General features: G+C 51.5%; 8 protein-coding genes and 2 pseudogenes. 7 read left to right on the forward strand and 3 right to left on the reverse strand.

What is annotated here, in order from left to right; genetic code table 11:
• The 7 genes and pseudogenes from ACUU1M_RS15595 to ACUU1M_RS15625 form a co-directional block, all read left to right on the forward strand.
• A pseudogene (locus tag ACUU1M_RS15595) lies at positions 1-783 on the forward strand (DUF4132 domain-containing protein); the annotation flags it as partial.
• A 60-nt stretch (positions 784-843) separates the two neighbouring features.
• A complete protein-coding gene (locus tag ACUU1M_RS15600) occupies positions 844-1251 on the forward strand; it encodes a hypothetical protein (protein WP_000636931.1) in 408 nt (135 codons plus the stop codon).
• Positions 1252-1792: 541 nt separating this feature from the next.
• The gene (locus ACUU1M_RS15605; RefSeq protein ID WP_005075761.1) at positions 1793-2881 is read left to right on the forward strand and encodes an ATP-binding protein; all 1089 of its coding nucleotides are present in this window, start codon (positions 1793-1795) and stop codon (positions 2879-2881) included.
• A 10-nt stretch (positions 2882-2891) separates the two neighbouring features.
• Positions 2892-5171, forward strand: coding sequence for a DUF5682 family protein (locus tag ACUU1M_RS15610; RefSeq protein WP_001294429.1), 2280 nt, complete (start codon positions 2892-2894; stop codon positions 5169-5171).
• On the forward strand, positions 5164-6300 hold the full coding sequence (locus ACUU1M_RS15615; RefSeq protein ID WP_152029008.1) for a VWA domain-containing protein: 1137 nt from the start codon (positions 5164-5166) through the stop codon (positions 6298-6300). Before ACUU1M_RS15610 ends, ACUU1M_RS15615 begins: the two co-directional genes overlap by 8 nt.
• Positions 6297-8293 (forward strand): annotated as a pseudogene (locus tag ACUU1M_RS15620) (SWIM zinc finger family protein). The gene ACUU1M_RS15615 and the pseudogene ACUU1M_RS15620 overlap by 4 nt, the downstream one beginning before the upstream one ends.
• Positions 8294-8417: 124 nt before the next feature.
• Entirely contained in the window at positions 8418-8879 is a 462-nt protein-coding gene (locus tag ACUU1M_RS15625) for a YehR family lipoprotein (RefSeq protein ID WP_005049020.1), read from the forward strand.
• Positions 8880-8919: 40 nt separating this feature from the next.
• On the opposite strand, the gene ACUU1M_RS15630 is transcribed toward ACUU1M_RS15625, so the two are convergent.
• The 3 genes from ACUU1M_RS15630 to btsS are packed head-to-tail and all read right to left on the reverse strand — an operon-like array spanning position 8920 to position 11838.
• The gene (locus tag ACUU1M_RS15630) at positions 8920-9390 is read right to left on the reverse strand and encodes a YehS family protein (protein ID WP_005075769.1); all 471 of its coding nucleotides are present in this window, start codon (positions 9388-9390) and stop codon (positions 8920-8922) included.
• A 46-nt stretch (positions 9391-9436) separates the two neighbouring features.
• Complete coding sequence (gene btsR, locus ACUU1M_RS15635) at positions 9437-10156, reverse strand: two-component system response regulator BtsR (protein WP_005048999.1); 720 nt, start codon at positions 10154-10156, stop codon at positions 9437-9439.
• Entirely contained in the window at positions 10153-11838 is a 1686-nt protein-coding gene (gene btsS / locus ACUU1M_RS15640) for a two-component regulatory system sensor histidine kinase BtsS (protein ID WP_005075771.1), read from the reverse strand. The genes btsR and btsS overlap by 4 nt, the downstream gene beginning before the upstream one ends.
• Positions 11839-12033 lie beyond the last annotated feature (195 nt).

The following is a 12033-nucleotide window of genomic DNA, read 5'->3' on the forward strand; positions in this document are numbered from 1 at the left end:
GCAAAACGTTCGCCAGAAAAGTGTTCCCCGGTTGCGCGCCGATGACGATCAACTGAAAGCGCCCGAGGCACTGGCCCGACTAAAAGGGTTAAAAAAAGATGCTACTCAGGTGAGCAAAAACCTGCTCCCGCGTCTTGAAGCTGCCCTACGTACCACCCGACGCTGGTCGCTGGCAGATTTTCATTCTCTGTTTGTTAATCATCCCTTTACCCGTCTGGTTACCCAGCGATTAATATGGGGGGTTATCCGGCAAATGAACCGCGTCGTTTACTCAACGCCTTTCGTGTGGCCGCAGAGGGGGAGTTCTGCAATGCGCAAGATGAGCCAATTGACCTGCCTGCGGACGCTCTGATTGGCATTGCCCACCCGTTAGAAATGACAGCAGAAATGCGCAGTGAATTTGCACAGCTTTTTGCCGATTACGAAATTATGCCGCCTTTTCGCCAGTTGTCGCGCCGCACGGTGCTGCTCACACCTGACGAGTCAACCAGTAACAGCCTGACTCGCTGGGAAGGTAAATCCGCTACCGTTGGGCAACTTATGGGAATGCGATACAAAGGCTGGGAGTCAGGTTATGAGGACGCATTTGTCTATGACCTGGGTGAGTACCGGCTGGTCCTTAAGTTTTCACCCGGTTTTAACCACTACAATGTTGATAGCAAAGCGCTAATGAGCTTCCGTTCTCTTCGAGTGTACCGTGACAATAAATCCGTCACTTTTGCCGAACTTGATGTGTTTGATTTGAGTGAGGCGTTAAGCGCACCTGACGTCATTTTCCATTAAAACAAAGCGGGCAGTGATGCGACTGCCCGTTATCTACACGACTTACCAGCGGGGAAAGCGATGATCGTGCAAAAAGAGCTGGTTGCTATTTACGATTATGAGGTCCCTGTACCTGAAGATCCGTTTTCCTTCAGACTTGAGATCCATAAATGCTCTGAATTATTTACAGGTTCCGTCTACCGACTGGAACGGTTCCGGCTACGTCCAACATTTCATCAACGTGATCGAGAGGATGTTGACCCGCTAATAAATGATGCGTTGATTTATATAAGAGATGAGTTTATTGATGAGCAAAAATTACGAGGCGAATCACCTGAACCTGTAATAGTAATTTTTAATTGTAAACTACAGAATATATTCAACCAACAAATAGAATTATATACTCTAGATAATTCAAGTCGCAGCACATGCAACTTGAAGTATGACGAGTATAGCTTTATTAAAGGGGGGAACGGTATTCCCCCTTAGATGCGTTTCAATTTGCCCGTTACTTCAACAAATCAATCAACCGTAACAGAGCCACTAATAGCTCCAGTACAGCAATGAGCACGGTTAACTTTTGTGTCAGCGTGTCCATCCGCTCTCCTTATTAAGGAGCACAACACCAGCACCTTACCCTTACACTGCCTGTCGATACTGGTTTACGTTTGTTGAGTCGCCATGTTGCACTCCGGATCAGAGCACTACCTGCGGCACCACCCGTCCGGTAGCCAGGACTTGAAATGGGTTCGATCCGGCGCAACTTCCCAACAGTCAGGATTATAAATCTCATTATCTTAATTGCAACACTGTCCAGAGGTGGTTATAATTCGTTCGTTGGAACACGATGTTGCACAGGCAGTGGTGTTAGGCCTGAAAATAGTAAATAAAAGAACCTGCCTCACCAGCAGGTTTTTTTATTTACTGTGATCTGCTTTCCAGATATTTTTCGCTCAAACAACTAATGCGCCAAACATTTATTGCGCGTAAAATATCGTTTATTTCATTACTACATTTCAGGGATGAATATATGTCACCGCAGAATAATCATCTGCAGCGTCCGCCTGCTGCTGTGTTATACGCCGATGAACTGGCAAAATTAAAACAAAATGATAACGCACCTTGCCCGCCCGGTTGGCAGTTAAGTTTGCCTGCGGCCCGTGCTTTTATCCTTGGCGATAGCGCGCAAAATATTAGCCGTAAAGTGGTGATTAGTCCCTCCGCTGTCGAACGTATGTTAGTCACTCTTGCCACCGGACGCGGTTTGATGTTGGTGGGGGAACCTGGCACCGCAAAATCTCTCCTGTCTGAATTACTGACAACCTCTATTAGCGGCGATGCCGGGTTAACCATCCAGGGCGGCGCATCTACTACCGAAGATCAAATCAAGTACGGCTGGAACTACGCCCTGCTTATCAATCATGGTCCATCAACGGAAGCGCTGGTCCCTGCCCCGCTTTACCAGGGAATGCGCGACGGCAAAATCGTCCGTTTTGAAGAGATAACGCGTACACCGCTGGAAGTGCAAGACTGTCTGTTAGGTATGCTTTCTGACAGGGTGATGACGGTGCCGGAACTCACTGGTGAAGCCAGTCAGCTCTATGCGCGAGAAGGCTTTAATATTATTGCCACTGCCAATACCCGCGATCGCGGCGTCAATGAAATGAGTGCTGCGCTAAAGCGTCGCTTCGATTTTGAAACTGTCTTTCCGATTATGGATTTCGCCCAGGAGCTGGAGCTTGTCGCCAGTGCTTCGGCGCGTTTGCTGGCCCATAGCGGTATTCCGCATAAAGTGCCTGACGCGGTACTGGAGTTACTGGTCCGCACCTTCCGCGATCTGCGTGCCAACGGCGAAAAGAAAACGTCAATGGATACACTAACAGCGATTATGTCCACCGCTGAAGCCGTGAACGTGGCCCACGCCGTAGGCGTCCGCGCCTGGTTTTTAGCGAATCGCGCAGGTGAGCCAGCCGACCTGGTGGACTGCATTGCCGGAACCATCGTCAAAGATAACGAAGAAGATCGCGCTCGTCTGCGCCGTTACTTCGAACAGCGTGTCGCCACACATAAAGAAGCTCACTGGCAGGCTTATTATCAAGCCCGCCACCGCCTGCCGTGAGGAAAGATGCATGAGCGAGCCGTTAATTGTCGGCATCCGGCATCATAGTCCGGCCTGCGCCCGGCTGGTGAAATCGTTAATCGAAAGCCAGCGGCCACGATACGTGTTGATTGAAGGCCCGGCTGATTTTAATGACCGGGTAGACGAACTGTTTTTAGCCCACCAGCTTCCGGTAGCTATTTACAGTTATTGCCAGTATCAGGACGGTGCAGCCCCCGGGCGTGGTGCCTGGACGCCATTTGCTGAATTTTCGCCGGAGTGGCAGGCGCTACAAGCCGATCGTCGTATTCAGGCACAAACTTACTTCATCGATTTGCCTTGCTGGGCGCAGAGTGAAGAAGAGGACGATTCGCCTGATACGCAAGAGGAAAGCCAGACCTTGCTGCTGCGTGCCACCCGCATGGATAACAGCGACACCCTGTGGGATCACTTGTTCGAAGATGAAAGCCAGCAAACTGCATTACCCTCTGCACTGGCGCACTATTTTGCCCAACTGCGGGGCGACTCCCCCGGCGATGCTCTCAATCGTCAGCGCGAAGCCTTTATGGCCCGCTGGATTGGATGGGCGATGCAGCAAAATAATGGCGACGTGTTAGTTGTCTGCGGTGGCTGGCACGCTCCGGCACTGGCAAAAATGTGGCGCGAATGTCCGCAGGTAATTAACACGCCAGAATTGCCGTCGCTGGCAGATGCCGTTACAGGTTGTTATCTCACCCCCTACAGTGAAAAGCGCCTTGATGTGCTGGCAGGATACCTTTCAGGAATGCCTGCCCCGGTCTGGCAAAACTGGTGCTGGCAGTGGGGCTTACAGCAGGCGGGAGAACAACTGCTAAAAACGGTTCTCACCCGTTTGCGCCAGCACAAGTTGCCTGCTTCGACCGCGGATATGGCTGCCGCTCATCTGCATGCGATGGCACTGGCACAGTTGCGCGGTCATACACTACCGTTACGCACTGACTGGCTGGATGCCATAGCAGGATCGCTGATTAAAGAAGCCCTGAATGCGCCGTTGCCGTGGAGCTATCGCGGCGTTATTCATCCCGATACCGATCCGATTCTGCTAACGTTGATAGACACATTAGCGGGTGACGGATTCGGTAAACTTGCCCCTTCTACGCCACAACCGCCTCTGCCAAAAGATGTCACTTGCGAACTGGAACGTACCGCAATCTCTCTTCCGGCGGAGCTTACCTTAAATCGCTTTAACCCCAATGGACTAGCGCAAAGTCAGGTGTTACATCGGCTGGCAATACTGGAGATCCCAGGGATTGTACGCCAGCAGGGAAGCACACTGACACTTGCAGGCAACGGTGAAGAACGCTGGAAATTAACCCGCCCGCTTAGCCAGCATGCGGCATTGATTGAGGCCGCCTGCTTTGGTGCCACACTCCAGGAAGCCGCACGCCATAAATTAGAAGCCGATATGCTGGACGCGGGTGGAATCGGCAGCATTACCACATGTCTTAGCCAGGCGGCGTCAGCGGGTCTGGCGTCCTTCAGTCAACAATTACTGGAGCAACTCACATTATTAATCGCCCAGGAAAATCAATTTGCCGAAATGGGCCAGGCGCTGGAAGTGCTATATGCCTTATGGCGGCTGGATGAAATTAGCGGTATGCAAGGCGCGCAGATATTACAAACGACGTTATGCGCGGCTATCGATCGCACGCTGTGGCTGTGTGAATCCAACGGCAGACCGGATGAAAAGGAGTTTCACGCTCACTTGCATAGCTGGCAAGCGTTGTGTCATATCCTGCGCGATCTACATAGCGGTGTGCAACTCCCCGGCGTTTCGCTTTCTGCGGCGGTAGCCTTGCTGGAGCGACACAGTCAGGCGATTCATGTCCTGGCACTGGATCGCGGCGCGACTCTTGGTGCGCTGATGCGTCTGGAACATCCCAACGCTAGTGCCGAAGCGGCGCTGACGATGCTGGCGCAGTTATCCCCGGCACAATCCGGCGAGGCGCTGCACGGTTTGCTGGCATTAGCCCGTCATCAACTGGCCTGTCAGCCGGCATTTATCGCCGGTTTCAGCAGTCATTTAAATCAACTAAGTGATGCCGATTTTACCAATGCCCTGCCCGATTTACGCGCGGCAATGGCCTGGCTACCGCCACGAGAACGCGGGACGCTGGCGCATCAGGTGCTTGAGCATTATCAACTGGCGCAACTTCCCGTTTCGGCACTGCAAATGCCGTTGCATTGTCCACCGCAAGCCATTGCACATCATCAACAACTCGAACAGCAGGCACTGGCATCGCTGCAACACTGGGGAGTTTTCCATGTCTGAACTGAACGATCTTCTGACCACCCGTGAGCTACAACGCTGGCGATTAATTCTTGGCGAAGCGGCAGAAACGACGCTTTGTGGGCTGGATGACAACGCCCGGCAGATAGATCACGCGCTGGAGTGGCTGTATGGGCGCGATCCTGAACGGCTCCAGCGTGGTGAACGCTCTAGTGGATTAGGTGGCTCAAATCTCACCACTCCTGAGTGGATCAACAGTATTCACACGCTGTTTCCGCAACAGGTGATTGAGCGGCTGGAAAGCGATGCCGTACTGCGCTACGGCATTGAAGATGTGGTGACAAATCTCGACGTGCTGGAACGTATGCAGCCTTCCGAAAGCCTGCTACGCGCCGTTTTGCACACCAAACATCTGATGAACCCCGAAGTACTGGCTGCCGCCCGCAGGATTGTGCGCCAGGTTGTGGAAGAAATTATGGCGCGACTGGCAAAGGAAGTTCGTCAGGCTTTTTCTGGTGTCCGCGATCGTCGTCGCCGCTCATTTATTCCACTGGCGCGAAACTTTGATTTCAAAAGTACTCTGCGCGCCAACCTGCAACACTGGCACCCGCAACACGGCAAGTTGTATATCGAATTCCCCCGCTTTAACAGCCGCATTAAACGCCAAAGCGAGCAATGGCAACTGGTCTTACTGGTTGATCAAAGCGGATCGATGGTCGATTCGGTGATCCACTCTGCGGTGATGGCGGCCTGTTTATGGCAGTTACCCGGCATTCGTCCCAATCTGGTGGCGTTTGACACAAGCGTCGTTGATCTCACGGCAGACGTTGCCGATCCGGTAGAGTTATTAATGAAAGTGCAATTAGGCGGCGGAACCAATATCGCCAGTGCCATGGAGTATGGTCGGCAACTTATTGAACAACCTGCAAAAAGCGTCATTATCCTCGTGAGCGATTTTTATGAAGGGGGTTCATCATCATTGCTGACGCACCAAGTGAAAAAGTGTGTCCAGAGCGGCATCAAAGTGCTGGGACTGGCAGCGCTCGATAGCACAGCAACACCTTGCTATGACCGCGATACGGTCCAGGCGCTGGTTAGTGTCGGCGCACAAATAGCCGCCATGACACCGGGCGAGCTGGCATCATGGCTTGCGGAGAATCTTCAGTCATGAATTCACTACGTCCGGAATTATTAGAACTGACACCGCAGGCACTGACGGCGTTAAGCAATGCCGGTTTTGTTAAGCGCAGCCTTAAGGAACTGGAAAATGGCAACGTCCCTGAAATCAGCCATGAGAACAGCGCTTTAATCGCCACCTTCAGTGACGGTGTCCGTACCCAGCTGGCGAACGGCCAGGCACTGAAAGAGGCTCAGTGCACCTGTGGGGCCAGCGGCATGTGCCGTCATCACGTGATGCTGGTGTTAAGTTATCAACGACTTTGTGCTACCGCCCAGCCTACGGGAAAAGAAGAGGAATGGGATCCGGCAATCTGGCTGGAAGAACTGGCTACCCTTCCCGATGCCACCCGCAAACGCGCACAGGCGCTGGTCGCTAAAAGCATCACCATTGAGTTGTTCTGTGCGCCGGGTGAAATTCCCTCTGCCCGCTTACCGATGTGCGTTTTTATTCCCGCAGCAGTATTCGTTTCGCCCGTTGTGATTGTATTGAAGGCACACTTTGCGAACATGTCGTACTGGCAGTACAGGCCTTTGTCCAGGCAAAAGCGCAGCAAGCGGAATTGACTCATTTAATCTGGCAGATGCGCAGCGAACACGTCACATCATCTGACGATCCGTTTGCCAGCGAAGAAGGCAAAACGTGTCGTCAATATGTTCAACAACTAAGCCGGGCATTATGGCTGAGCGGCATCAGCCAGCCGCTTATTCACTACGAGGCCGCTTTCAGCCGCGCGCAGCAAGCAGCGGAACGCTGCAGCTGGCGATGGGTGAGTGAATCGCTACGGCAACTGCGCGCCAGCGTTGATGCCTTCCACGCCCGCGCCAGCCACTATAATGCCGGAGAATGCTTACGTCAGCTTGCGGCATTAAACAGTCGATTAAATTGCGCACAAGAGATGGCCCGGAGCGACAGTGTTGGTGAAGTTCCTCCTGTGCCGTGGCGCACGGTCGTTGGCTCTGGCATTGCCGGAGAAGCAAAGCTTGATCATCTGCGGCTGGTGTCTTTAGGTATGCGTTGCTGGCAGGATATTGAGCATTATGGTTTACGCATCTGGTTTACCGATCCCGACACCGGCAGTATTTTGCACCTTTCGCGCAGTTGGCCGCGAAGTAAACAGGAAGACTCACCGGCAGCTACGCGTCGGCTGTTTAGTTTTCAGGCTGGCGCACTGGCGGGTGGGCAAATTGTTTCACAAGCAGCAAAACGCAGTGCCGATGGCGAGCTGCTGTTAGCTACCCGCAACCGCTTAAGCAGCGTTGTACCGCTGTCGCCTGATGCCTGGCAAATGTTGAGCGCGCCGTTACGCCAGCCGGGCATTGTGGCTTTGCGGGAATATTTACGCCAGCGTCCCCCCGCCTGCATACGGCCTCTTAATCAGGTCGATAACTTATTTATTCTGCCGGTCGCTGAGTGTATTTCGCTCGGTTGGGATAGCAGCCGCCAGACGCTGGATGCGCAGGTAATCAGCGGCGAAGGTGAAGATAATCTGCTGACGTTATCACTGCCAGCCTCAGCCAGCGCGCCTTATGCCGTTGAACGCATGGCGGCGCTTTTGCAACAAACAGACGACCCCGTGTGTCTGGTTTCTGGCTTTGTCAGTTTTGTTGATGGGCAATTGACACTGGAACCACAGGTAATGATGACAAAGACTCGTGCCTGGGCGCTGGACGCAGAAACTGCGCCTGTGGTGGTATCACTACCTTCTGCCAGCGTTCTGCCTGTGCCGTCTACTGCTCATCAGTTGCTGATGCGCTGCCAGGCGTTACTTATTCAACTGCTCCATAACGGCTGGCGCTATCAGGAACAGAGCGCTATTAGTCAGGCAGAGTTGCTGGCGAATGACCTCACCGCGGTGGGTTTTTATCGGCTGGCACATGTGTTGGCACAATTTCGTAATACAGAAAGCGAGGCACGGGTAGAAGCAATGAATAACGGTGTTTTGCTTTGCGAACAATTATTCCCCATGCTTCAGCAACAAGGATGAAATAGTGCTTTTTACTAAGAGTTCTACTCCAGTTCCGGACTGCTCACGCCACGGTATTAGGCATATCCTATATAGCCCCTGGTGAGAGTCACCAGTTTCTTGATTAAATAAAATGGAGTTTTACATGAAGGCTTTCAATAAGCTGTTTTCCCTCGTTGTTGCATCTGTTCTGGTTTTCTCTCTTGCTGGCTGCGGTGACAAAGAAGAATCGAAGAAATTCAGCGCCAATCTGAACGGCACTGAAATTGCCATTACCTATGTCTACAAAGGTGACAAGGTGCTTAAGCAATCTTCTGAAACCAAAATTCAATTTGCCTCCATTGGTGCAACCACCAAAGAAGATGCTGCCAAGACACTTGAGCCGTTAAGCGCCAAATACAAAAACATCGCGGGTGTTGAAGAAAAATCAACCTATACCGATACCTACGCGCAGGAAAACGTGACTATCGATATGGAAAAAGTGGATTTTAAAGCCCTGCAGGGTATTTCAGGAATCAACGTTTCTGCTGAAGATGCCAAAAAAGGTATCACTATGGCGCAAATGGAACTGGTGATGAAAGCCGCTGGTTTTAAAGAAGTGAAATAATCTGTCGGCGGCCATGTTTCGCATGGCCGCCATACCCGTCTTAGCTTTTCTTCACATGCTGGCGCGCTGCCAGTCCACGCAGAAAATAACGTAAAAATTGATCGCTGCATTCGCGGAAGTTTTTATGATCCGGTGCGCGCATCATCGCTGTAATTTCCGGCATCGAAACGCGGAACTGCTGTTCGGTGAGGATAGCCAGAATGTCATCGGTTTTCAGCGAAAACGCGATGCGTAATTTTTTCAGCACGATGTTGTTATTAATGCGACGTTCCGGCTCCAGTGCCGGAGCAGACTCATCCTTGCCGCGTTTTTCATAAATCAGGCCATTGAGGAATGACGACAAAACAATGTCCGGACAACGCTGAAAACCCTCTTCGTCTTCTTTACGTAGCCAGACGGCGATCTGTTCCGCGGTGGCTTCGACATTATCCAGCGCCAGAATACGCACCAGGTCATTATTATTGGCTTTCAAAATGTAGCGCACGCTGCGCAGAATATCGTTACTTAGCATGAGGCCTTCAGGTGTTGATGAGGCAAAAAGCCATTTTAGCAGTCTTTTACAGGCCAATCGCCTCTTTTAAGCTTTTCAGATAACGGCGGCTGACCGGCACGGTTAAGCCATTACGCAAAATCAACTCGGCCTGGCCGTTATCTTCCAGACGAATCTCCTGTAAATGCGCGAGGTTAACCAGATACTGACGATGGCAGCGCAGTAGTGGTGTACGACTTTCCAGGGTACGTAATGTCAATTCGGTAAAGCCCTCTTTCCCTTCGTGGCTGGTAACGTAGACACCGCTCATCCGACTGCTGACAAATGCCACATCTTTCATTTGCAGCAAATAAATCCGACTATGCCCCGTACAAGGGATAAATTTCAGCGCCTGTTGATTTTCCGGTAACAGCGAAACATCCTGCTTGCTGCGCTCCTGACGCAATCGCGCCAGCGTTTTCTCCAGTCGCGCTTCATCAATTGGCTTCAGCAGATAATCAAAGGCATGTTCTTCAAAGGCTTTAATAGCGTATTCGTCAAACGCAGTGAGAAAAACAATATACGGGCGATGTTCCGGGTCAAGCATCCCCACCATTTCCAGACCACTGATGCGCGGCATCTGGATATCGAGAAACAGCACATCCGGGCGCAGTTTATGCACCGCGCCGATCCCTTCCACGGCGTTTGAACACTCTCCAACGATTTCAATATCGCTCTGCTCCTGCAAAAATATACGCAGGTTCTCCCGTGCTAACGGTTCATCATCGACAATTAAGACTTTAATCATGCCTCGTCCCTCCATGGTAGTCGTAACGTTATTCGGGTGTAACTATCAGGCTCACAGGCGACGCTTATTCCATAGTCATCGCCAAACCGTTCACGTAAACGCTTATCCACCAGATTCATCCCCAGCCCACAGGCATTGGTTACCGGTTGATACAAACCGGCATTGTCTTCGATCTCCAGCATCAAATGTTGCCCCTCACGTCGGGCTCTGATTGCCACTCGCCCTGTATCCAGCAGTTGTGATGTCCCATGTTTAATGGCGTTTTCCACTATCGGTTGCAGGGTAAACGCGGGCAATTGCTGCTGGGATAATTCTTGCGGAATAGCAATGTTGACCTGCAACCGCGACTGGAAGCGCGCCTTTTCAATTTGCAGATAAGCGTTCACATGTTCAATTTCGTCGGCGAGAGTAACAAACTCCGAAGGCCGCTTTAAGTTTTTGCGGAAAAAAGTGGAAAGATACTGCACCAGCTGGCTGGCCTGTTCGCTGTCGCGGCGGATCACCGCTTTAATGGTGTTAAGCGCATTAAACAAAAAATGAGGATTCACCTGGGCGTGAAGCAGTTTGATTTCTGACTGGGTGAGCATCGCTTTTTGCCGCTCATATTGCCCGGCAAGAATCTGCGCCGAAAGCAGTTGCGCAATCCCTTCGCCCAGCGTGCGGTTTATTGAACTGAATAAACGGTTTTTGGCTTCATACAATTTGATGGTGCCCATCACGCGCTGATTTTCGCCACGCAACGGAATTACCAGCGTCGACCCCAGTTTGCATTGCGGATGCAAAGAGCAACGATAAGGTACTTCGTTGCCATCAGCGTAGACCACTTCACCGGTTTCAATCGCTTTTAAGGTGTAAGTCGAAGAAATCGGTTTGCCGGGTAAATGGTGGTCGTCACCAATTCCGGTAAAGGCCAGCAATTTCTCTCGATCGGTAATCGCGACTGCACCAATATCCAGCTCCTGATACAGCACCTGAGCCACTTTCATGCTGTTCACTTCGTTAAACCCCTGTCGCAAAATGCCTTCCGTCGAGGCTGCCACTTTCAGCGCAGTGGCAGAAAAAGCCGAAGTGTATTTTTCAAACATCGCGCGTTTATCGAGCAATATACGCATAAACAGCGCCGCGCCGACGGTATTGGTGACCATCATTGGCGCAGCAATATTACTCACCAGACGCACCGCATCTTCATAAGGTCGGGCGATCGCAAGGATGATCAGCATTTGCACCATTTCAGCGACGAACGTGACGGCACCGGCGGTAATGGGGTTAAAGACTTTATCAGTGCGCCCGCGACGGATCAGGATGCTGTGTACCAGGCCGCCGAGCAATCCTTCAACGATGGTTGAGATCATGCAACTTAGCGCGGTCATGCCCCCCATCGAATATCGATGTAAGCCGCCGGTCAGACCAACCAGCCCACCGACGACCGGACCGCCGAGTAAGCCGCCCATTACCGCGCCTATCGCACGGGTATTGGCAATAGAATCGTCAATGTGCAACCCAAACCAGGTGCCCATGATGCAGAAGATGGAAAAGACGATGTAGCAGAGAAATTTATGCGGCAGACGAACCGTGACCTGCATTAACGGTATGAATAATGGCGTTTTACTCATTAACCACGCAATGACTAAAAAAACGCACATCTGCTGAAGCAGCAGCAACACCAGATTAAAATCGTACATACCCGCAAACCACACTTCCCTTTAAAACGCGTAACATACATTGCCTGCGTTTAACTTTCTTTGAACTCTTGCAGAAAAATGAGAATTCGTGAGTACGATCACTCAAAATCGCCTGGCAAAAATAAAATCACCCTATAGATGTAATGCCGATCAGTTAAGGATCAGTTGACCGATCCAGTGGCTGTGTAAGAATCC

The organism is Shigella sp. SIG6, from assembly GCF_053555815.1.

Excerpts from the sequence above, each read along its gene's own strand:
- ACUU1M_RS15600 (WP_000636931.1), top strand. The coding sequence starts at position 844 with ATGATCGTGCAAAAAGAGCTGGTTGCTATTTACGATTATGAGGTCCCT.
- ACUU1M_RS15605 (WP_005075761.1), top strand. The coding sequence starts at position 1,793 with ATGTCACCGCAGAATAATCATCTGCAGCGTCCGCCTGCTGCTGTGTTA.
- ACUU1M_RS15610 (WP_001294429.1), top strand. The coding sequence starts at position 2,892 with ATGAGCGAGCCGTTAATTGTCGGCATCCGGCATCATAGTCCGGCCTGC.
- ACUU1M_RS15615 (WP_152029008.1), top strand. The coding sequence starts at position 5,164 with ATGTCTGAACTGAACGATCTTCTGACCACCCGTGAGCTACAACGCTGG.
- ACUU1M_RS15625 (WP_005049020.1), top strand. The coding sequence starts at position 8,418 with ATGAAGGCTTTCAATAAGCTGTTTTCCCTCGTTGTTGCATCTGTTCTG.
- ACUU1M_RS15630 (WP_005075769.1), bottom strand. The coding sequence starts at position 9,390 with ATGCTAAGTAACGATATTCTGCGCAGCGTGCGCTACATTTTGAAAGCC.
- btsR (WP_005048999.1), bottom strand. The coding sequence starts at position 10,156 with ATGATTAAAGTCTTAATTGTCGATGATGAACCGTTAGCACGGGAGAAC.
- btsS (WP_005075771.1), bottom strand. The coding sequence starts at position 11,838 with ATGTACGATTTTAATCTGGTGTTGCTGCTGCTTCAGCAGATGTGCGTT.